The organism is Ensifer sp. Root127, from assembly GCF_001425225.1.
In the GTDB taxonomy this organism is placed as follows: Bacteria; Pseudomonadota; Alphaproteobacteria; order Rhizobiales; family Rhizobiaceae; genus Ensifer; species Ensifer canadensis.
The window spans coordinates 24,084-44,461 of record NZ_LMDX01000001.1 but is presented as its reverse complement, the minus strand read 5'-3'; the positions used below and the strand labels follow the sequence as shown (position 1 = coordinate 44,461).

The 20,378-nt window shown below is 62.0% G+C and carries 19 protein-coding genes and 1 pseudogene; 8 read left to right on the top strand and 12 right to left on the bottom strand.

From position 1 onward, the window contains the following. Positions 1-13: 13 nt before the first annotated feature. The 8 genes and pseudogenes from ASD03_RS00215 to ASD03_RS00180 all read right to left on the bottom strand — a co-directional run bounded on the left by ASD03_RS00215 (position 14) and on the right by ASD03_RS00180 (position 10,633). Positions 14-637 carry an NUDIX domain-containing protein gene (locus ASD03_RS00215; RefSeq protein WP_038576881.1) on the bottom strand — a complete coding sequence of 208 codons (624 nt, stop codon included), beginning with the start codon at positions 635-637 and terminating at the stop codon, positions 14-16. A gap of 77 nt (positions 638-714) precedes the next feature. Further along, entirely contained in the window at positions 715-1,176 is a 462-nt protein-coding gene (locus ASD03_RS00210) for a DUF983 domain-containing protein (RefSeq protein WP_107027590.1), read from the bottom strand. A 141-nt stretch (positions 1,177-1,317) separates the two neighbouring features. Next, positions 1,318-3,687, bottom strand: a complete 2,370-nt coding sequence (rnr, locus tag ASD03_RS00205) for a ribonuclease R (protein ID WP_057212381.1) — start codon at positions 3,685-3,687, stop codon at positions 1,318-1,320. 2 nt (positions 3,688-3,689) lie between these two features. Further along, complete coding sequence (gene topA, locus ASD03_RS00200) at positions 3,690-6,359, bottom strand: type I DNA topoisomerase (RefSeq protein WP_025426616.1); 2,670 nt, start codon at positions 6,357-6,359, stop codon at positions 3,690-3,692. A gap of 266 nt (positions 6,360-6,625) precedes the next feature. Continuing rightward, positions 6,626-7,764: pseudogene (dprA, locus tag ASD03_RS00195) on the bottom strand (DNA-processing protein DprA). After that, a complete protein-coding gene (gene plsY, locus ASD03_RS00190) occupies positions 7,764-8,375 on the bottom strand; it encodes a glycerol-3-phosphate 1-O-acyltransferase PlsY (RefSeq protein WP_025426617.1) in 612 nt (203 codons plus the stop codon). Before plsY ends, dprA begins: the two are co-directional and overlap by 1 nt. A 27-nt stretch (positions 8,376-8,402) precedes the next feature. Further along, positions 8,403-9,695 (bottom strand): dihydroorotase, encoded by a 1,293-nt coding sequence (locus ASD03_RS00185; RefSeq protein WP_025426618.1) that lies wholly within the window; start codon positions 9,693-9,695, stop codon positions 8,403-8,405. Continuing rightward, positions 9,692-10,633, bottom strand: a complete 942-nt coding sequence (locus tag ASD03_RS00180; RefSeq protein WP_025426619.1) for an aspartate carbamoyltransferase catalytic subunit — start codon at positions 10,631-10,633, stop codon at positions 9,692-9,694. Before ASD03_RS00180 ends, ASD03_RS00185 begins: the two co-directional genes overlap by 4 nt. 157 nt (positions 10,634-10,790) lie before the next feature. On the opposite strand from ASD03_RS00180, the gene ASD03_RS00175 reads away from it, so the two are divergent. Further along, entirely contained in the window at positions 10,791-12,443 is a 1,653-nt protein-coding gene (locus tag ASD03_RS00175; RefSeq protein ID WP_025426620.1) for an acyl-CoA dehydrogenase family protein, read from the top strand. On the opposite strand, the gene ASD03_RS00170 is transcribed toward ASD03_RS00175, so the two are convergent. Next, a complete protein-coding gene (locus tag ASD03_RS00170; protein ID WP_025426621.1) occupies positions 12,425-13,360 on the bottom strand; it encodes an AEC family transporter in 936 nt (311 codons plus the stop codon). The genes ASD03_RS00175 and ASD03_RS00170 overlap by 19 nt on opposite strands. A gap of 239 nt (positions 13,361-13,599) precedes the next feature. Between ASD03_RS00170 and ASD03_RS38590 the strand changes: the two genes are divergently transcribed. Next, entirely contained in the window at positions 13,600-13,755 is a 156-nt protein-coding gene (locus ASD03_RS38590; RefSeq protein WP_156407888.1) for a hypothetical protein, read from the top strand. Then, positions 13,752-14,096 carry a DUF6105 family protein gene (locus ASD03_RS00165; RefSeq protein ID WP_025426622.1) on the top strand — a complete coding sequence of 115 codons (345 nt, stop codon included), beginning with the start codon at positions 13,752-13,754 and terminating at the stop codon, positions 14,094-14,096. The genes ASD03_RS38590 and ASD03_RS00165 overlap by 4 nt, the downstream gene beginning before the upstream one ends. On the opposite strand, the gene ruvX is transcribed toward ASD03_RS00165, so the two are convergent. After that, on the bottom strand, positions 14,039-14,527 hold the full coding sequence (gene ruvX / locus ASD03_RS00160; RefSeq protein ID WP_025426623.1) for a Holliday junction resolvase RuvX: 489 nt from the start codon (positions 14,525-14,527) through the stop codon (positions 14,039-14,041). The two genes, ASD03_RS00165 and ruvX, sit on opposite strands and share 58 nt — an antisense overlap. 82 nt (positions 14,528-14,609) lie before the next feature. Here ruvX and ASD03_RS00155 point away from each other — a divergent pair, with 82 nt between their 5' ends. The 4 genes from ASD03_RS00155 to ASD03_RS00140 all read left to right on the top strand — a co-directional run bounded on the left by ASD03_RS00155 (position 14,610) and on the right by ASD03_RS00140 (position 17,895). Continuing rightward, the gene (locus tag ASD03_RS00155) at positions 14,610-15,314 is read left to right on the top strand and encodes a metal-dependent hydrolase (RefSeq protein WP_025426624.1); all 705 of its coding nucleotides are present in this window, start codon (positions 14,610-14,612) and stop codon (positions 15,312-15,314) included. A gap of 110 nt (positions 15,315-15,424) precedes the next feature. After that, the gene (gene gatC, locus ASD03_RS00150) at positions 15,425-15,712 is read left to right on the top strand and encodes an Asp-tRNA(Asn)/Glu-tRNA(Gln) amidotransferase subunit GatC (RefSeq protein ID WP_025426625.1); all 288 of its coding nucleotides are present in this window, start codon (positions 15,425-15,427) and stop codon (positions 15,710-15,712) included. A gap of 70 nt (positions 15,713-15,782) precedes the next feature. Next, entirely contained in the window at positions 15,783-17,264 is a 1,482-nt protein-coding gene (gene gatA, locus ASD03_RS00145) for an Asp-tRNA(Asn)/Glu-tRNA(Gln) amidotransferase subunit GatA (protein ID WP_025426626.1), read from the top strand. A gap of 127 nt (positions 17,265-17,391) precedes the next feature. Continuing rightward, on the top strand, positions 17,392-17,895 hold the full coding sequence (locus ASD03_RS00140) for a GNAT family N-acetyltransferase (protein WP_025426627.1): 504 nt from the start codon (positions 17,392-17,394) through the stop codon (positions 17,893-17,895). Between the two features lie 89 nt (positions 17,896-17,984). On the opposite strand, the gene ASD03_RS00135 is transcribed toward ASD03_RS00140, so the two are convergent. Then, positions 17,985-18,239, bottom strand: coding sequence for a YjhX family toxin (locus tag ASD03_RS00135; RefSeq protein WP_025426628.1), 255 nt, complete (start codon positions 18,237-18,239; stop codon positions 17,985-17,987). A 173-nt stretch (positions 18,240-18,412) separates the two neighbouring features. Then, positions 18,413-18,724 (bottom strand): DUF1294 domain-containing protein, encoded by a 312-nt coding sequence (locus tag ASD03_RS00130; RefSeq protein WP_025426629.1) that lies wholly within the window; start codon positions 18,722-18,724, stop codon positions 18,413-18,415. A 149-nt stretch (positions 18,725-18,873) separates the two neighbouring features. Here ASD03_RS00130 and gatB point away from each other — a divergent pair, with 149 nt between their 5' ends. After that, positions 18,874-20,376 (top strand): Asp-tRNA(Asn)/Glu-tRNA(Gln) amidotransferase subunit GatB, encoded by a 1,503-nt coding sequence (gene gatB, locus ASD03_RS00125; RefSeq protein ID WP_025426630.1) that lies wholly within the window; start codon positions 18,874-18,876, stop codon positions 20,374-20,376. Positions 20,377-20,378 lie beyond the last annotated feature (2 nt).

Sequence of the window (20,378 nt, the reverse complement as noted above, 5' to 3'; positions counted from 1 at the left end):
GCGACGGTGGTCCTTAGAGAAGCGTGCGGATGAGCCGCCCACGGCGCGCGAAATAGAAGGGCACGGAGCGCTCATAGGGTAGCGTCGGGTCCGTGTTAAGGCCGCTTCTCAAATCCGAAAGGATGATTGCGGTTATCTCCGGTATCCGGAGCGAGGGGAGGTCGTTGACATCGATCCACTGCAAATCCTGGAGCTCCCGGCTTTCCAGAACCCGTGATGTATCGACTTCGGCTTCGTCCGCGAAGATCGCGAAGAAGCGTGTATCGAACCGCCTCGAGTGTCCCGGAGGAGTAATGGCCCGAGCCATATAGCGCAAGTTTGCGAGATCTGGAAGAAAGGGCAGTGGCGCTTCCGCCTTTGCATGCGGCGTGCCCAAGGGAACACCGGCTTCCTCGTAGAGTTCTCGGAGCGCCGCCAGCGCCAGTGCTCTTGCACGAGAGTCGCTTACGGGTGCCCCCCGGACGCTTTTCAGCGCCTGCAGGACGGCGGGGTTGAGATCACTGGAGAACGCGAGGCGATGGTCGGTCGGGTCTCGGCGCCCGCCGGGAAAGACATAGAGATCGGGCATGAAGACATGCGCACTGCTGCGCCGGCCCATCAGCACGCGTACGCCGTCGCCGGAGCGGTCGAGCAGCATGATCGACGCTGCGTCACGCGGCCTTGCGCGCCGCTCAGGCGTGTCGGGGGCCAAGGTGACGCTTTCGCGTCCTGACGTCATGCGGAGGGATCTCGCACAGGCAGGACGTCCTCGGGCGTGTCCTCCTGTCCACCGAAGCCGTGCATCCTCAGCGCCCATTGCAGGCCGATGACAGCGCCCTTGATCGGCTGCAGCAGCGCAAGCGAACTGATCAGCGTAATCGGCGTCCAGATGGCAAGGTGCTGCCACGTCGTCAGCGGCAGGATCAAGTCGGTCATCATGTAGCCGCCAAGCACCAGATGGCCGACGATGGTGACGACGATATAGGGTGGAAAGTCGTCGGCGCGCTGGTGGTCCATACGCTCGCCGCAGGCCGCGCAGGCATCGACGGCTTTGACATAGCTGCGGAAGAGCTTGCCGCTGCCACAGGCCGGGCACGTGCCGAAAAAGCCGCGACGCATGGATCGACCGACGGGACGTTCATCGGCTGCATGACCACCGAGGTGAAGCGTTTCCTTGTCCGTTGCCATCATCTGCATTCTCTCCTTGTCGAAGCCGCCGGCCACATGTCGTGGCCTAAAGCGCATCGCGATCTTTCAGATCCGCTTGCTGCGCTTTAAGCTCTTGTTTTTGCGCATGCCGTCATCGCAAAAGCGATGAACACTTTTGCGCGACATGCTCTAGCGCTTTCCGCGCGGCGGTCGTGTACCCGGCGTCTTGCGCGGGCTCGAGCGATCACGACGCCCCGATTTGTGGAAGGAGCGCGTGGCGGTCGGCATTTTCCGTCCTTCGCTGATCATCTCGAAGCGAAGCGCGCCGGCAAGCGGTACGGCTTCGACCAATTTGACCTGCACCTGATCGCCGAGACGAAAGCCGAGACCGGTCTTTTCGCCGGAAAGGGCCTGATGCGCTTCATCATAGATGAAGTAGTCTCGTCCGAGCGTAGATATAGGTACGAACCCGTTGGCGCCATAGGCCGGCAGGGTGACAAAAAGTCCCGCCTTGGTGACGCCGGCAACACGGCCTTCGAATTCCTCGCCGATGCGGCCGTTCAGATGATGGGCGATCAGCCGGTCGACAGTATCGCGCTCGGCGGCCATGGCCCGGCGCTCGAAGGTCGAGATCTCAGCGGCGATATCGTCGAGCACCGCCTCTTCCTGCGGCGTGAGACCGCCTTCGCCAAGACCGAGCGAGGCGACCAGCGCTCGGTGCACGATCAGATCGGCGTAGCGCCGGATCGGCGAAGTGAAATGCGCATATTTCAACAGGTTGAGGCCGAAATGGCCGATGTTCTCAGGGCTGTAGATCGCCTGGCTCTGGGAGCGCAGCACCATCTCGTTGACCATGGTTTCGAACGGCTTGCCTTCGGCCTTGGACAGGATGCCGTTGAAGTGGTTCGAGCGCATGTTGCCGCCCTTGACCAGCGCGATGTCGAGCGTGGCCAGGAACTCGCGCAGGCTCTCCTGCTTGGCCAGCGACGGCTGGTCGTGCACCCGGTAGATCAGCACCTGGCGCTTCTGCTCGAGCGTCTCGGCGGCGGCGACGTTCGCCTGGATCATCATTTCTTCGATCAGCTTGTGCGCGTCGAGGCGGTCCGGCACGAAGACGCGATCGACGGTGCCGTCGGGCTTCAAGATGATCTTGCGCTCGGGCATGTTCAACTCGAGCGGCTGGSGGCGGTCACGACCGCGCGTGAGCGTGCGATAGGCCTCCCACAGCGGCTTCAGGATCGTGTCGAGGATCGGGCCGGTCTTGTCGTCGGGATTGCCGTCAATGGCGGCCTGGGCCTGCTGGTAGGAAAGCTTGGCCGCGCTCTTCATCATGATGCGATGGAAGGTGTGGCCCGCCTTGCGGCCCTCCTTGGAAAAGCGCATGCGCACGGCGAGCGCCGGCCGGTCGACGCCTTCCTTGAGCGAGCAGAGGTCGTTGGAGATCCGCTCCGGCAGCATCGGAACGACTCGGTCCGGGAAATAGACCGAGTTGCCGCGCTTCAACGCTTCGAGGTCAAGTGCCGATTTCGGCCGGACGTACCAGGAGACGTCGGCAATCGCGACGGTGACGATGACGCCGCCCGGATTGTCCTCCGACGGGTCCGGCTCCGCGTGAACAGCATCGTCGTGGTCCTTCGCATCGGCCGGGTCGATGGTGATCAGCGGCAGCGAGCGCCAGTCTTCCCGATGCGCCATGGTGGCCGGGCCGGCGTCTTCCGCTTCGTTCAGAGCGCGTTCCGGAAAGACGTGCGGGATGCCGTGGGCATAGATGGCGATCATCGAGATCGCCTTTTCCGAAGCGACCGAACCGACGACGTTTTGAACCTGAGCGCGCGGCAGGCCGTAGCGGCCAAGGCGCGTCAGTTGGACTTCGATGAGATCGCCGTCCTTGGCGTCGCCGACGAAGTCCGGATCAACAAGGATTTCCTCGCCGCGCTTTTCGATCGGCATCAGGCGCCCGCCGCCACCCGGCGTGGCGCGGAAGACGCCGAGGACGGCGTCCCGGCGCTTGTCGAGCACCTTGATGATGCGTGCGGTATAGGCTGGGCCGCCACGGTCCTTGGCCGGGAAGATCTTTGCAAGCACGCGGTCGCCGAGGCCGCCGACCGGCGTCTTGCCCTTGTCCTTGCCGACAGTCGACTGCTTGATCAGCACTGCCGGTGCGACGCCATCGTCATCCAGCCATTCGGCCGGGCGGCCGATCAGTTCGCCGTCAACGTCGCGCATGGTGATATCGAGCACGGTAACCGGGGGAAGGGCGCCCGGACGCACGAGCGACTTGCGCTTCTTCTCGACCAGCCCGTCTGCTTCCAACGAACGCAGCAGCGCCTTGAGTTCGACGCGCGTGTCGCCCTTGAGACCGAATGCTTTGGCAATTTCTCGCTTGGAGGCGCGTTCCGGATTCTCGGCGATGAAGCGCATCAGCACATCGCGCGGGGGAACCGCACCGTGGATGATCGAGGTTTTCTCCGACGCCGGCGCGGCCTTTGCCGCGCGGCCCTCTTTCCTGCCGGAGCCTTTTCCGGATCTTTCGGTCGGGTCGCGCGGTATTCTGGTCAAGGTCAGTCCTTCTTGGCCTTCGCGGCCGTCTTTGGTTTTGCCTTGGCAGGCGCCTTGGCCTTGGTCGTCTTCTTGGTGGCGCCGTCTGTCGCAGCCTTGGAAGACTTCGTCGTCTTTGCCTTCGTCGCCTTGCCCTTGCCGGTGCCGCTCTTGGCTGCACGCTCGGCAATGAGGGCGAGCGCCTCTTCGACCGTTACCGATTGCGGATCCTTGCCTTGCGGCAAGGTCGCGTTGATCTTGCCCCAGTTGACATAGGGCCCGTAGCGGCCGTCGCGGACGGTGATTGCGCCGCCTTCCGTATGGTCGCCCAGTTCCTTCAGCGCGACCGCGGCGCCACGGCCACGACCGGCACCGGCCTTGGATTGCTTGTCGGCAATCACGGAAACGGCGCGGTTCAGACCGATCGAGAAGACGTCTTCGATCGATTCGAGGTTCGCATAGGTGCCGTCATGCAGCACGAAGGGTCCGTAGCGGCCAAGACCCGACGAGATCATCTTGCCGGTTTCGGGGTGCGCGCCGATATCGCGCGGCAGCGAGAGCAGGGCGACGGCCTTCTCATGGTCGATGGAGGATGGCGTCCAGCCCTTGGGCAGGCTCGAACGCTTGGCTTCCTTGCCGTCGCCGCGCTGGACATAGGGACCGAAACGGCCGCTGCGCAGCGTGATTTCCTCGCCGGTGTGCGGATCCTTGCCGAGCGCCTGCGGCTCGTTCGAGACCGAAGCCTCGGCATCGCTGTTGCCGTCGGACGAAAGCTGGCGGGTGAAGTTGCACTCGGGGTAGTTCGAGCAGCCGACGAAGGCGCCGTACTTGCCGAGTTTCAGCGACAGCTTGCCGGTGCCGCAAACCTGGCAGATGCGCGGATCGCTGCCGTCTTCGCGCTTGGGGAACACCAGCGGTGCCAGTTCCTCGTTCAGCGCGTCGAGCACGTTGGTTACGCGCAGTTCCTTGGTTTCCTCGATCTGCGCGAAGAAATCCTTCCAGAAGTCGCGAAGAACGTCCTTCCAGTTGACCTCGCCAGCCGAGACCTGGTCGAGCTTTTCTTCGAGCGACGCCGTGAAGTCGTACCCGACGTAGCGCGTGAAGAAGCTTTCGAGAAACGCCGTGACGAGCCGTCCCTTGGCCTGGGGCACGAGCTTGCGCTTGTCGTTGGTGATGTAGTCGCGGTCGAGCAGCGTCGTTACCGTCGCGGCATAGGTCGATGGACGGCCGATGCCGAGCTCTTCCATCTTCTTGATCAGCGTTGCTTCCGAGTAGCGCGGCGGCGGCTCGGTGAAATGCTGCGAAGCATTGATCTTCTGCTTTGCCAGGCTTTCGCGCGCGTTGATCTCCGGCAGGCGACCATCTTCGTCGCCGTCATCGGTCTGCTCGCCGTCTTCCTTGGCGTCCGTATAGGCGGCGATGAAGCCGTCGAAACGAATGACCGAACCGGTGGCGCGCAGGCCAGCCTTGTTGCCACCGTTATCGGCGGTAATCTCGGCGGTCGTACGTTCGATCTCGGCAGACGCCATCTGGCTGGCGATGCCGCGCTTCCAGACAAGATCGTAAAGCTTCAGCATATCGCCGTCGAGGAAGCGGCGGACCTGGTCGGGCGTCCGGTTGAAGTCGGTCGGGCGAATGGCCTCGTGCGCTTCCTGGGCGTTTTTCGCCTTGGTAGAGTAGAGGCGTGGCTTTTCCGGCAGGTAGCGGTTGCCGAACTGGCTGCCGATCGCCTCACGTGCGGCCTCGATCGATTCGGGCGCCATCTGCACACCGTCGGTACGCATGTAGGTGATCAGACCGACGGTTTCGCCGCCGATATCAACACCTTCATAGAGCTTCTGCGCAACCTGCATGGTGCGGGAGGCGGAGAAGCCGAGCTTCGATGACGCAGCCTGCTGTAGCGTCGAAGTGGTGAATGGCGGCGAGGGGTTCCGCTTGACCGGCTTTGCCTCGATGCTGTCGACGACATAGGTTGCGCCATCGAGCAGGGTCTTTAGCCGGTTGGCTTCCTCGCCGTTGCCGACCGCACGTGGAGCCAGTCGCTTTCCGTCCGCCGAAACGAGCCGTGCCTCGAACTCGTCACCGCGCGGCGTCTTCAAGAGCGCCGACAGGTTCCAGTATTCTTCGGAGATGAACCGTTCGATTTCCGCTTCGCGATCGCAGACCAGCCGCAGCGTGACGGACTGAACGCGGCCGGCAGAGCGGGCGCCGGGGAGCTTACGCCAAAGTACCGGCGACAGGTTGAAGCCGACGAGATAGTCGAGTGCACGGCGCGCCAGATACGCATCAACAAGCGGAATATCGAGGTCACGCGGATGGGCGATCGCGTCAAGCACGGCCTTCTTGGTGATGGCGTTGAAGGCCACACGCTTGACCGGCTTGTCACCCAACACCTTTTTCTTCCTGAGAAGATCGAGCACATGCCAGGAGATCGCTTCGCCTTCGCGATCCGGGTCGGTCGCGAGGATGAGGCCGTCCGCTGCCTTCACGGCATCGGCAATATCCTTCATGCGTTTGGCCGACGCGGCGTCGACCTCCCAGGACATCTCAAAATCTTCGTCAGGACGAACCGAGCCGTCCTTGGCAGGCAGATCCCGCACATGGCCGAACGAGGCAAGAACCTTGTAGCCTGGGCCGAGGTACTTGTTGATCGTCTTTGCCTTCGAAGGCGATTCCACCACTACAACATTCATCGTCATTTTTCTGAGACAACCGGGTTTGGTCCTGCGTCAGCGCGGTTTGCACTGAGCATCGCCGAATATCGATGCCCCGAAATGGACAGGGATTCGAGCGGGGTCAAGGGGTTTCATTCAAAATAGCGACAGGGCTGCGTTATGCAGCCATTGCGAGAATAGATAATTATATCTCTTTCCGATTGAGTCGCTCGTGTTTTCTTCGTATCTGCGAATGTGCTTTTGTGTTGCCGGTTGCCGACTGGATCGTGCGCAAACAAGAAGTTTTATTGCTCCGCATTGAGCGACACCAGTCCGCCAGCATGGCGGCTGAGGCGTCCGGCAAGGTCAAGCTCGAGCAGCACGAGGTAGACTTCCGCTGCAGGCTGTCCAGTGTGGCGGATGACATCGTCGATTTCGGCCGGTGTCGGGCCGAGCGCGTCGATGATCGTTGCCCGGTCGCCGTCAGCGAGCGGCACCGGCTGTCTCGACGGGGCTGCATGGCCGGGCTCTTCGGCCCCTGCCGCCAAGGGCAGCCTGTATTGGCTGAGAGGCGCAAGGGCGTCGAGAACATCGTCCGACGTCGTCGTGACGATCGCGCCCTGTTTGAGCAGATCATTGGTTCCGTGGCAGCGTGGGTCGAGCGGCGAGCCGGGAACGGCAAATACCAGTCGGCCGAAATCGGCGGCGTAGCGGGCCGTGATCAGTGAGCCCGAGCGGTTGGCTGCCTCGACGATCGCCACGCCGAGACTGATGCCGGCGATCAGACGGTTGCGCCTCGGGAAATCGCGAGCCCGCGGCTCCCAGCCGAACGGCATTTCGCTCACGGCCAGGCCCTGGCCTGACATGATATCGTTGAGCAGCCCGACATTTTCCGGTGGATAGGGTCGGTCGATACCGCCCGCAAGCACCGCGATCGTTCCGCTTTCCAGGCTTGCTCGATGGGCGGCGGTGTCGATGCCGCGCGCCAGCCCTGACGTGATCACATAACCGGCACGACCGGCATCGCGCGCGATCATCGCTGCGAACTTGGCACCGCTGACCGAGGCGTTGCGCGAGCCGACGATGCCGAGAGACGATCGTGCCGCGGCGTCGAGGTTGCCTTTGACCGCCAGAAGCGGTGGAGCGCCATCGATCTGGCGAAGGGCGAAAGGATAATTTGGTTCGCCGATACCGACGAAGGTCGCGCCGAAGCGGTGCGCTATTTCGAGCTCCCGTTCCGCTTCGGCGATAGTGGCGACGCGGAACGTCCGCGCCGCGATAGTTCGGGCAAGGCGTCAAGTGCGGCGTCAGCCGTGCCGAAGTGATTGATGAGATCGCGGAACGTTACGGGGCCGACATTATCGCTGCGGATCAGCCGCAGCCAGGAAATCTTCTGTCGTTCGGTCAGTGCAACTCCGGTTCGCTTTGCACTGACGTTCAACATTATCCCTTGTCTCCGATCCTGCTTTCGGTGCCCGCGATGAGCCGCTGGATATTGGCGCGATGTTTCACCCATGTAATCAGGGTCATGACCGCAAACAGCAGGGCGACTTTCTCGTGTCCTGTCAGGTAGAGTACAACCGGAATGACTGCAGTTGCAACCAGCGCCGATAGCGAAGAGTAACGGCTAATTTTCGCCATCGCCAGCCAGATCGCCGCAAAGACGAGAACCATCCAGGGCACGAGGCCCAGCAGCACGCCGATATAGGTAGCGACGCCCTTGCCGCCCTTGAAGCCGAGCCAGACCGGGTAGAGATGGCCGAGGAAGGCGGCAAGACCTGCGGCGATACCGGCTTCGACACCCCAAAGCGATGCGATAGCGGCTGCCGCCGTGCCTTTCAGGGCGTCAAGCAGCAGGGTTGCCGCGGCAAGCTTCTTGTTGCCGGTTCGCAGGACATTGGTGGCGCCGATATTGCCCGAGCCGATCTTGCGAACGTCACCGAGGCCGGCCATGCGGGTCAGGATCAGCCCGAAGGGGATCGAGCCGAGCAGATAGCCGAAGGCAAGGCTCAAGGCTGTCGAAGGCAGTCCAAGCTGCCAGGAAAAAAGATCCACCGATTCCTCCCGCGCGACTGCTGTCGCTTATGCCGAATGCACAAGCTTGCCGGCAACATAGGTTTGCACAACCCGTCCGGTAAAGCGCGCATTTTCGAATGGCGTGTTCTTCGATCGTGAAACGATCGCTTCCTTGTAGAGGACCCAAGGCTCTTCGAGATCGATGACGGTGATGTCGGCCTTGGCACCCGGCTTCAGCGAGCCGGCATCAAGCCCGAAGATCGCCGCCGGACGCGTCGACATCGCGTCGATGAGGCGCATCAGCGGAACCTGGCCGCTGTTATGCAGGCGAAGCGCTGCGGCTAGCATCGTCTCGAGCCCGATCGCGCCATTTTCCGCGTCGGAGAAGGGCAGGCGCTTGGTGTCGACATCCTGCGGATCATGCGAGGAAACGATGATGTCGATGGTGCCGTTGGCAAGAGCTTCCGCCATCGCGACGCGGTCGTCCTCGCGGCGCAGCGGCGGCGAGAGCTTGAAGAAGGTCCGGTATTCACCGATGTCGTTCTCGTTGAGCGTCAGATGGTTGATAGAGATGCCGCAGGTGACGTTGGCGCCGCGGTTGCGGGCGGTCAGAACGGCTTCGGCGGATTCGGGAACCGAGATGTTGGCGGCGTGGTAGGCGGCCTTGGTGAGGCCGGCGATACGCAGGTCGCGCTCGAGCGGGATGATTTCCGCCTCGCGCGGCACACCGGCAAGACCGAGCCAGCTGGCAAGCAGGCCCTCGTTCATCACGCCGTTGGCGCCGAGATACTTGTCGCGCGTTTCGAGCGCGATCACCGCGCCGAACTCGCGGGCATAGGTCATGGCGCGGCGCAGCATCAGCGTATCGTGAATCGCCTTGCGTCCGTTGGTGAAGCAGACCGCACCTGCCTCCCGCAGCAGACCGAACTCGGTCATCTCTTCGCCGGCGAGACCCTTGGTCATCGCGGCCGCCGGATAGACATTGACGAGCGCCTTGTCGCGGGCCGTCTTCTGCATGAATTCGACAAGCGCGATGTCGTCGATGACAGGATCCGTGTCCGGCATCGAAATGAAGGAGGTCACACCGCCGACGGCTGCTGCGCGCGAGGCCGATTCGATCGTTTCGCGGTGCTCGGCGCCCGGCTCGCCGACGAAGACGCGCGCGTCGACGAGGCCCGGAACGGCCGTTAGTCCGTCGCAATCCTTGACGAAGGCGCCAACAGGCGTTCCCTGATTGAGGGCATCCTTGCCTGCGGCCAGGATACGGCCATCATCACCGACGATGATCGTGCCGGTTTCGTCGAGGTTGCGGGACGGATCGACGATGCGAAGGTTCCTAAGAACGAGCGGTCTGGTCATACGCGCGGCCCCTGGTTCTGCGAAAGAAGAAGCGTTTCCATCACCGCCATGCGCACGGCGACACCCATTTCAACCTGCTGCTCGATTACGCTCTGCGGCCCATCGGCGATTTCGGACGCGATCTCGACGCCGCGGTTCATTGGGCCCGGGTGCATGACGAGCGCGTCGTCCTTGGCTGCCTTGAGCTTTTCGGCATCGAGGCCGTAGTAGTGGAAATATTCGCGCACCGAAGGCACGAAGGAGCCGGCCATGCGCTCGCGCTGCAGGCGCAGCATCATCACCACATCTGCATCCTTCAGTCCCTCGGCCATCGAGTGGTAGACCTCAACGCCCATGTCGGCGATCCCAGAGGGAAGCAGCGTTGCCGGTGCGACGACCCGCACCCTCGCGCCCATCTGGTTGAGCAGAAGGATGTTGGAGCGGGCGACACGCGAATGCAGCACGTCGCCGCAGATCGCCACGATGATGCGCGAGAGCTTGCCCTTGATGCGGCGGATCGTCAGTGCATCGAGCAGGGCCTGGGTCGGATGTTCGTGCTGGCCATCGCCGGCATTGACCACGGAGCAGGAAACCTTGTGGGCCAGAAGTGCGGCCGCACCCGCGGACGAATGGCGCACGACCAGCACGTCGGGGTGCATGGCGTTGAGCGTCATCGCCGTATCGATCAGCGTTTCGCCCTTTTTCACCGACGAGTTGCCGACCGACATGTTCATCACGTCGGCGCCGAGCCGTTTGCCCGCTAGCTCGAAGGAGGATTGCGTCCTGGTGGACGCTTCAAAGAAGAGATTGATCTGCGTCATCCCTCGAAGGGTGGACGTCTTCTTCTCTCTCTGACGGGAGATCTTGACGGCTTCATCGGCACGATCGAGCAGGTAGGTGATATCCTGCTCCGTAAGACCTTTGATGCCGAGCAGGTGGCGATGCGGGAAAGTGGTCATGGGCCGCCCTTGCGCTCTGGAATGTGGCTCGCTCTATAAGACGTGACCCCCGGCACGGCAAGCGTTGCGCGGGCCCTTCCGCAGAAAACTTGGGTGCGGCATCCTATCTTTCCCTGGCCCCGTTTCGTGGTCGGCAAAGTTGCGCTAGAACCGGCCCATGAATCAGATGAACCGGACCGAACAGAAACTCGCCGAGCTGAACCAGCCCAAGCCCTGGTCCGGCATCAATGCCTATCGTTCCGATCCGCTGGTCGTGGACATCACGTCGGGCATGCCGAAGGCCCTGCGCGACGAGTTCGGTACGCTCGGGCGCTACGTGACCTCGCCGGAGGCGCAGGAACTCGCGCGCATGGCGAACGAAGGCGTACCGAAGCTGAAGACGCATGGCCCACGCGGCGAGCGCCTCGATGTCGTCGAGTTCCATCCGGCCTGGCATGCGCTGATGCGACGCTCCATGACCTCGGGCCTGCACGCATCCGCCTGGGAGAACCTGCCTGACGAGCGCAATCAGTCGCACAAGACGCGGGCGATCCGTTTCTACCTGACGGCCCAGCTGGAATGCGGCCATCTTTGCCCGCTGACGATGACAAGTGCATCGCTTGCCGCGATCACCGCCTCGCCCGCCGTGCAGAAGGAATGGGCGCCGAAGATCCTGTCGCGCAAATACGATTCGTCCAACAAGCCGTGGATGCAGAAGTCTGCCGTTACCGTCGGCATGGGCATGACGGAAAAGCAGGGCGGCACCGATGTGCGCGCCAACACTTCGACCGCAGAGCGTGTCGGCGAGGGTATCTACCGCCTGAACGGCCACAAGTGGTTCATGTCGGCGCCGATGAGCGACGCCTTCGTCATGCTGGCGCAGACCCGCGACGGGCTCGGCTGCTTCCTTGTACCGAGGCTGCTTGAAGACGGGAGCGCCAACGGCCTGCGCTTCCAACGCCTGAAGGACAAGCTCGGCAACCGCTCCAACGCATCCTCCGAAGTCGAGTTTTCCGACACATTCGGTTTCGTGCTCGGCGCGCCCGATGCCGGTATCCGCACTATTCTCGACATGGTGACGCTGACGCGTCTCGATTGCGCGCTGGCGTCCGCCGGCATCATGCGGGCATCGCTCGCCGAGGCCGTCCACCACACGCGTGGCCGCAAGGTTTTCGGCAAGCCGCTCGTCGGCCAGCCGATGATGACCCGGGTCCTCGCCGATATGGCGCTCGACGTCGCCGCCGCCAGTGCCCTGTCGTTCCGCCTCGCCGATGCCTTCGACAAGGCGCACGGCAGTGCCGAAGAGGCGGCCTATGCGCGCATCATGACGCCGGTCGCAAAATACTGGTGCTGCAAGATCGCCCCGGCGCTGATCTATGAAGCGATGGAATGCCTCGGTGGCAACGGCTACGTCGAAGAGCGGGCGCTGGCGCGGCATTATCGCGAGGCGCCGGTCAACGCGATCTGGGAAGGCTCGGGCAACGTCATGGCGCTGGATGTGCTTCGCGTTCTGCTTAAGCGCAAGGATCTCTTCGAACAGCTGTTTGCCGTGCTGAGCCGCGATCTCGGGCCTGCCGGTCGCAAGACGATCGACGTGCTGCGTGCGGCGATGTCGCTCTGCGAGCGCGACGAAGGGGCCGCCCGCATGCTGGTCGAGCAACTGGCTCTGGCAGCGGCGGCTGCCGAACTCTATCGGCTCGGGGCCGGCCGCATCGCCGACGCCTTCCTCGAATCGCGCCTTGCCGCCGGCTGGCGGTCCACCTACGGCATGCTCGATTCGCGCTTCGATTCGGCCTACATCCTCGACCTGCTCTATCCGGCCGCCACATAGGCGGTCACCGACAGCACCAGCGGGATCGTGAAGAAGGAGACGACGGTCTGAACCGTCGCCACCGCCGCGTAGAGCTCTGCGTCGCCGCCCATCTGTTTGGCGAGCAGATAGCCGTTCATCGCGGTCGGAACGGCAGCGCCGAGCGCAATGACGCACAACGCATCGCCGCGGATGCCGAGCAGGAAGCTGGCACCCACCATGAACACCGGCATCATGATCAGCTTCAGGAAGACTGCCAACATCGCCGATCCACTCGGCTTCAGTGCGTCCGACACCCGCAATCCGGCACCGACCATAACGAGCCCGAGGCTGAGCGAGGCGCTTGCCAGCATGTCGATGGTCGTCATCACCGGCCCGTAGACAGTTATGCCCATCCGGTTGAACACGATGCCCAGCACCGATGCGACGATTAACGGATTGGTAGCGATCTTGGCAAAGAAACGCCGGAAATCCCGGTTGCCGCCCCCGAACCAAACCAGCACGCCGACGTTGTAGAGATTGATCGGGATGATCACGAGGGTCATCACCAGCGCCGTCAGCGTCAGCCCGATCGGTCCATAGAGTTTCTGTGCGATCGCCAGTGCCATGAAGCCGTTCCACCGCGTCGCCGTCTGGAAGACCGAGGTGAAGGAGGCGCCCGAAACCTCTCTGTTTCGAAACAGCGGCCAGAGGAAGAGGACAAAGATCGACATCAGGCTGACACTGCCGATCGTGGCGATCGCCGTGGCGTCCGCCTTCATGCCGGAAAAATCGGCCTGGGCCAGCGTGGAGAACAAGAGGGCGGGGAAGAGAATGTAATAGCCGAACTGTTCGAGGCCCAGCCAAAGGTTCTGATCGACCAGCGTCGTGCGTTTCAGCCATGCGCCGAGCAGCACCAGAAGGAAGATGGGAAGGATACTTTCAAAGACGATGATCATGACGGGGCCTGAGCGGGAGAGGAGCCCACCGTTACTGCATAATCCCTCGAGCCGGAATCAATTTAAGACGAAATCGCGCCGTGCGTTTCAAGCTTTGCAGCGCCTTGGCGGGTCGGGCTGGCTGCAGTCGGACAGGAGCCTGTGAAAATTAACCTTAACAAGTGGTTTACATTGCGTGACCGCCGGCGAGCGTGGACAGTGGTTGGGTAACGCAAAGAGATCCGGAAGGGAGCGGTTCGGTGAGAACTGGTCTTTTGATCATCATGATGATGTTTTTCGCCGGACTGGCGCTCGATATCGTGGTTCCCGCAATGGTTCTGCTTGCCTTGGTACTGGCAGACCGCGCGATCTATCCATTGTTCTATCGACGCATATCGGAAAGGGGGGCCGCATGAAGTGGTTTCTGATCCTGTGGGCATGCCCCGTCATGTTTTTGGCCGCCTGGTACGGCCTTTCCTACTACGACATGAGCTTCGGATTCTTCATGCTGACGCGCCAGACCCATGACCTGGTCTTCCAGGTCTACGGCAACGTGCTCGGCATTCCGCCGGAAAGCATTCCGCCGCTCGTCGCCCGCGCCATCATTGTCGACAGCTTCATCGTTTTCGGCATCATCGCCTTCCGCAAGCGTCGTGAGCTTGCAGTCTGGTATCGCCGCTGCTTTGGTGCAGTGGCCGCTCAGTCGGCCGAAGCGCCGTCCCTGGCAAGGGACGCCAGCCTGTCGAGCGCCCCTTGAAGAATGAAGGATGCGGCAGCCGAGTCGATGCGCTCGGCCCGCTTCTTGCGTGATACGTCCATTTCAATCAGCACCCGTTCGGCCGCGACGGTCGAAAGCCGCTCATCCCAGTAGACGAAGGGCAGGGGCGTCTTCTCGACCATGTTTCGCACGAAAGCGCGGGTCGCCTGACACCGGGGCCCTTCGCTGCCGTCCATGTTGACCGGCAGGCCGATGATAAGGGCCGCAACCCGTTCCTTCTCGGCCACTGCCAGAAGCGTCACCGCATCGATGCCGAATTTGACCCGCCGGATCACCTCGCGCGGCGTTGCGATCCGGCGTCCAAGGTCGGACACCGAGATGCCGATCGTCTTGGTGCCGAGATCGAGGCCGGCGATGGCCTGGTTGGGCTGAAGCTGGCTCGCGAGCTCTTCGATGGTCAGAATTGTCATTTGATTTGCCGATTCGATCTTTGCAGGTGTTCGATCCGTTCCATATAGCTGGTCCAAGGCGCAAATCATCTGGGAGAATGTCATGAAGATCAAATGGCTCGGCCATTCCGCTTTCCACATCGAAACGGCAACGTCGAAGATCCTGATCGATCCCTTCTTCACCGGCAACCCGGCCTTCCTCGACAGCGAGCGCAAGGAGGTGACGACCGGGCTCACCCATATTCTGCTGACGCACGGTCATGGCGATCATGTCGGCGACACCGTCGCAATCGCCAAGGAAACGGGAGCCGTGGTCGTTGCGAACTTCGATCTCTGCATGTGGCTTGGGCGCCAGGGCGTTTCGGCGATGGAGCCGGGCAACACCGGCGGCACCATTCATCTCGCCGGCTTTTCCGCCACTTTCGTCAATGCGCTGCATTCTTCGGCACAGATTACCGAAGACGGCGTTTCGCATTCGCTCGGCAGTGCTAACGGCCTCGTTCTGCATTTCGAGGATGAACCGACGCTCTACCATATGGGCGACACGGACATCTTTTCGGACATGGCTCTGGTAGAGGAATTGCACCAGCCGGAGATCGGCCTCGTTCCAATCGGCGACCGGTTCACCATGGGAGGCGCCGTGGCCGCACTTGCCTGCCAGCGCTATTTCAAGTTCTCGACCGCCATTCCCTGCCACTACGGATCCTTCCCGATCATCGATCAGACGCCGGAAAACTTCGTCGTCGGCATGGACAGCGCCTCGACCAAAGTGGCAACACCGGCCGTCGGTGGCGTAGTGACCGTCTGACGGCGAAGGCCGTCAGCACCGCGGCAGGCGAGCGATCGGGCGATTCCCCCGTTGCGCGCCTCGCCGCGCACCATTATAGCGGGGGAAAGTTCCAGATACCGGAGACGACCATGTCCGTAGACCTTGCCACCGTGAAGCGCGTCGCGCGCCTCGCCCGCATCGCCGTCAGTGAAGATGAAGCCACGCGAATGGTGGGCGAAATCAACGGCATCCTTGGTTTCGTCGAGCAACTCTCCGAAGTGAATGTCGATGGCGTAGAACCGATGACGTCGGTGACGCCGATGGACATGAAGAAGCGCCTTGACGTCGTGTCCGATGGCAGCAAGGCCGACGATATCGTTGCCAATGCTCCCAATACCGATCGCAACTTTTTCCTCGTCCCGAAGGTCGTCGAATAATCCGACCACCTGCCGCCCCGGCGTCCCTGATTGCGCCCGGCGTCCCTGATTGCGAAAGTCCGATTTCATCATGACCGAACTCACCAGCCTTACGATCGCCGAAGCCCGCACCAAGCTTGTCGCCAAGGAAATCACCGCCGTTGAACTGACCGACGCCTATATCGCGGCGATCGATTCCGCCAATGAAGCGATCAATGCCTATATCGCCGTCACGCCGGACAAGGCGCGCGAAATGGCCAAGGCATCGGACGCGCGCATCGCGGCCGGCAAGGCCGGCGCGCTCGAAGGCATTCCGCTGGGCATCAAGGATCTGTTCGGTACCGAAGGCGTGCACACGCAGGCCTGCAGCCACATTCTCGATGGTTTCGCCCCGCGCTACGAATCGACCGTGACCCAGAACCTCTGGAACGACGGCGCCGTGATGCTCGGCAAGCTCAACATGGACGAGTTCGCCATGGGCTCCTCCAACGAAACCTCTTACTACGGTGCCGTGAAGAACCCCTGGCGCGCCAAGGGCTCCAACCTCGATCTGGTCCCGGGCGGCTCGTCGGGCGGCTCGGCCGCTGCCGTCGCCGCGCATCTGTGCGCCGGTGCGACCGCAACCGATACCGGTGGCTCCATCCGTCAGCCGGCCGCCTTCACCGGCACCGTCGGCATCAAGCCGACCTATGGCCGCTGCTCGCGCTGGGGCGTCGTCGCCTTTGCGTCGTCGCTCGATCAGGCCGGCCCGATTGCCCGTGACGTGCGCGACGCCGCGATCCTTCTGAAGTCGATGGCAAGCGTCGACGCCAAGGACACGACCTCCGTCGATCTGCCGGTGCCGAACTACGAAGCTTCGATCGGACAGTCGATCAAGGGCATGAAGATCGGTATTCCGCGCGAATACCGGGTAGACGGCATGCCGGAAGAGATCGAAGCCCTGTGGCAGCAGGGTATCGCCTGGCTTAAGGATGCCGGTGCCGAGATCGTCGACATCACGCTTCCGCACACCAAATACGCGCTGCCGGCTTACTACATCGTCGCTCCGGCCGAAGCGTCTTCGAATCTTGCCCGCTACGATGGCGTCCGCTACGGCCTGCGCGTCGACGGCAAGGACATCGTCGACATGTACGAGAAGACCCGCGCAGCCGGCTTCGGCCAGGAGGTCAAGCGCCGCATCATGATCGGCACCTATGTGCTTTCTGCCGGCTATTACGACGCCTACTACCTGCGCGCCCAGAAGGTTCGCACGTTGATCAAGCGCGACTTTGAACTCGCTTTCCATGCGGGCGTCGACGCGATCCTGACGCCGGCGACACCGTCCTCCGCGTTCGGCATCGCCGACGAGGATCTCGCATCGGATCCGGTCAAGATGTACCTCAACGACATCTTTACGGTGACGGTCAACATGGCCGGCCTGCCGGGCATCGCCGTTCCCGGCGGCGTCGATCACAAGGGCCTGCCGCTTGGTCTGCAACTGATCGGCAAGCCGTTCGAGGAAGAGACCCTCTTCAAGACCGCCCATGTGATCGAGCAGGCAGCCGGTCGTTTCGCGCCCACCAAGTGGTGGTAAAACGCTAACGGCGCAGCACCGCAAGCGTGCTGCGCCGCGATCGCCGCGACTGGTGTGTCAGCCAGCGTCCTTGACGCGTCACACATGACGCGCGACGCTTCAGTGACGCGGAGAGGGGGGCCGCGCCATGCCCGTGATCCGTCATGCTCGAGAGGATGAGGTTGGTGCTCTCACGGCCGTAGGCCTTCGCGCCTGGGAAGGGGCGATTGTCGGCCTTGCCGATGTCGGTCGGATGAGGCGCCTGGCGGAGAACGCCTTTGGCGATTTTCTTGCCAATCATTGGCTCTCCGTTTCGCTGATCGAAGTTGATGGCCGGCCGCGTGGCTGGGCCGCTCGCGAGAACTTCGACGAGATGATCTCCGATCTGTGGATCGAGCCGGAAGCCCAGAGGCGGGGGCTCGGCGGTCGTCTGCTCGCCGACATTGAGCTTCGCATCTCAAACGACGGCTTCGACGCAGCGAAAACCAAGACGCACGCCAAGAACACAGCAGCCATCGGCTTCTTCCGCAAACACGGCTACGGGGTCACCTGGCTGTCGACCTCCTATGCGCCCAAGCTTGATCGCGATGTCGAGTACATCGGGCTGGGCAAGCCGCTTGCTGTTACCGATCTCGGCCTTTACGGCCGCTAGGTGATAAGAGATACGATCCCTAATCGCGGCATACCGTAAGGGCTGGAGAAAATGCCGGGCGATACCCGGCATCCTCATGGTTTCGCCGATCAGCGATTGTTGAGTTCCGACCGGACCAGGCGCAAGCCCCGCTCGGTGATGCGATAGGGTTTGCCGGCCGATGACGAGATCGCTTTCTTGCGCTTCAGCTTGCGGAAGAGTTCGAGGTCGAAGCCCGGATAGACCCATCCGTCGCGCGTGAAGCATCTGATGTCGATGATCGTCTTGTCGTCGCGGGTAATTTCGATACGGCCGCCTTGGGCCAAATGATGAAGAATGCGCTGCTCAGCGCGTGAGATATCCATATCTGAATGTTCCGGAATAGCGTTCGTGAGAACGCAGAAAAACGTTCCGCAAATCTTGGGAAAAGCGGGGTTACGTTTCCGGCCCGTGCGCGCAATCTATGAGAAAGCGGGCAGGGGCCCTTACCGGGACTCAGACGATGTGAACATCAAAACTCCATTCGAACGAACGCTTCCTAGAAGAGACCGACGAAAGCGTCAATATATCCGCTCGCAAAGATTGCGCAGGCAACCGCCACAATCATCTGGAACAGGACGATCAGAATGAGATGTGTTCGAAACGGCTCCTTGCGTGTCTTGTGCCTGAAGACCTGGCGACCGGCCATCGCACCGATGCTGCCGCCGAAAAATGCCGATTGCAGCAACGTCCGCTCGCTGATGCGGCGCCAGCCTGATCGCGCCGCGTGCTTGTCGTACCAGAATTGGCAGAAGCTCGTGATGTTGATCGCGACAAGGAAACACAGGAGACTGGCAGCGGTGAGGGCCATGTCCACCTTTTGCCATAGCGACCGCTAAGCGGCGGTTAAACCGTGCGCCACGTCATCGCGGGGCGGCTGATCGCGCCTAACAACTTGCACCATTGCGGCAATTGCTCTACCGAGAAACCAAGAATTCAGGCTTCAAAGAAGAGCATGATATGAGCATTGTCGACGTCCGCACTCCCGATTCCAAACGCTTCATCCCTGGCGCCACTGGCGACTGGGAGGTTATCATCGGCATGGAGGTCCATGCCCAGGTGCTTTCCAATTCGAAGCTGTTCTCGGGTGCATCGACCGAATTCGGCAAGCCGGCGAACGCCAACGTGTCGCTTGTCGATGCGGCCATGCCTGGCATGCTGCCCGTCATCAACGAGGAATGCGTCAGGCAGGCGGTCCGCACCGGCCTCGGTCTCAAGGCCGTGATCAACAACCGCTCGATCTTCGACCGCAAAAACTACTTCTATCCCGACCTGCCGCAGGGCTATCAGATCTCGCAGTTCAAGGATCCGATCGTCGGCGAAGGCAAGATCATCATTTCCGTCGGGCCTGATCGCCAGGGCCAGTTCGAAGACGTCGAGATCGGCATCGAGCGCCTGCATCTCGAGCAGGATGCCGGCAAGTCGATGCACGACCAGCATCCGTCGATGTCCTATGTCGACCTCAACCGCTCCGGCGTGGCGCTGATGGAAATCGTCTCAAAGCCCGACATGCGGTCGTCCGACGAGGCCAAGGCCTACATGACCAAGCTGCGTTCGATCGTGCGATACCTCGGCACCTGTGACGGCAACATGGACGAAGGTTCGATGCGCGCCGACGTCAACGTTTCGGTCCGTCGCCCCGGCGAAGGTTTTGGCACGCGCTGCGAAATCAAGAACGTCAACTCCATCCGCTTCATCGGTCAGGCGATCGAATATGAAGCGCGCCGTCAGATCGGAATTCTGGAAGACGGCGGCTCTATCGACCAGGAAACGCGCCTGTTCGACCCGAACAAGGGCGAGACACGCTCCATGCGGTCCAAGGAAGACGCGCACGACTATCGCTACTTCCCGGACCCGGACCTGCTGCCGCTCGAATTCGACCAGGCCTTCGTCGATGCGCTGAAAGCCGACCTGCCGGAACTGCCTGACGACAAGAAGGAACGCTTTGTCAGCGCCATGGGCCTGTCGGTCTATGACGCCTCGGTGCTCGTTTCCGAAAAGTCGATTGCCGACTATTTCGAGGCTGTGGCCGAAGGCCGTGACGGCAAGATCGCTGCAAACTGGGTCATCAACGACTTGCTCGGCGCCTTGAACAAAGCCGGCAAAGCTATTGAAGAGACTCCGGTTTCCCCTGCCCAGCTCGGCGGCATCATCGATCTCATCAAGGCGGAGACGATTTCCGGCAAGATCGCCAAGGACCTCTTCGAAATCGTCTGGAACGAAGGCGGAAATCCTGCCGAGATCGTTGAAGCGCGTGGCATGAAGCAGGTAACAGACACCGGCGCCATCGAGAAGGCGGTCGACGAGATCATCGCCGCCAACCCGGACCAGGTTGCCAAGGTGCAGGCAAAGCCTTCGCTCGCTGGCTGGTTCGTCGGCCAGGTGATGAAGTCGACCGGCGGCAAGGCTAATCCGCAGGCCGTTCAGGCACTGGTCAAGGCCAAGCTCGGCATCGAGGAATAAAC

Bases quoted from the DNA above. Each gene is read 5' to 3' on its own strand.
- ASD03_RS00215 (WP_038576881.1), bottom strand. From the start codon at position 637: ATGCTGCTCGACCGCTCCGGCGACGGCGTACGCGTGCTGATGGGCCGG.
- ASD03_RS00210 (WP_107027590.1), bottom strand. From the start codon at position 1,176: ATGCAGATGATGGCAACGGACAAGGAAACGCTTCACCTCGGTGGTCAT.
- topA (WP_025426616.1), bottom strand. From the start codon at position 6,359: ATGAATGTTGTAGTGGTGGAATCGCCTTCGAAGGCAAAGACGATCAAC.
- ASD03_RS00185 (WP_025426618.1), bottom strand. From the start codon at position 9,695: ATGACCAGACCGCTCGTTCTTAGGAACCTTCGCATCGTCGATCCGTCC.
- ASD03_RS00180 (WP_025426619.1), bottom strand. From the start codon at position 10,633: ATGACCACTTTCCCGCATCGCCACCTGCTCGGCATCAAAGGTCTTACG.
- ASD03_RS00175 (WP_025426620.1), top strand. From the start codon at position 10,791: ATGAATCAGATGAACCGGACCGAACAGAAACTCGCCGAGCTGAACCAG.
- ASD03_RS00170 (WP_025426621.1), bottom strand. From the start codon at position 13,360: ATGATCATCGTCTTTGAAAGTATCCTTCCCATCTTCCTTCTGGTGCTG.
- ASD03_RS00165 (WP_025426622.1), top strand. From the start codon at position 13,752: ATGAAGTGGTTTCTGATCCTGTGGGCATGCCCCGTCATGTTTTTGGCC.
- ruvX (WP_025426623.1), bottom strand. From the start codon at position 14,527: ATGACAATTCTGACCATCGAAGAGCTCGCGAGCCAGCTTCAGCCCAAC.
- ASD03_RS00155 (WP_025426624.1), top strand. From the start codon at position 14,610: ATGAAGATCAAATGGCTCGGCCATTCCGCTTTCCACATCGAAACGGCA.
- gatC (WP_025426625.1), top strand. From the start codon at position 15,425: ATGTCCGTAGACCTTGCCACCGTGAAGCGCGTCGCGCGCCTCGCCCGC.
- gatA (WP_025426626.1), top strand. From the start codon at position 15,783: ATGACCGAACTCACCAGCCTTACGATCGCCGAAGCCCGCACCAAGCTT.
- ASD03_RS00140 (WP_025426627.1), top strand. From the start codon at position 17,392: ATGCCCGTGATCCGTCATGCTCGAGAGGATGAGGTTGGTGCTCTCACG.
- ASD03_RS00135 (WP_025426628.1), bottom strand. From the start codon at position 18,239: ATGGATATCTCACGCGCTGAGCAGCGCATTCTTCATCATTTGGCCCAA.
- ASD03_RS00130 (WP_025426629.1), bottom strand. From the start codon at position 18,724: ATGGCCCTCACCGCTGCCAGTCTCCTGTGTTTCCTTGTCGCGATCAAC.
- gatB (WP_025426630.1), top strand. From the start codon at position 18,874: ATGAGCATTGTCGACGTCCGCACTCCCGATTCCAAACGCTTCATCCCT.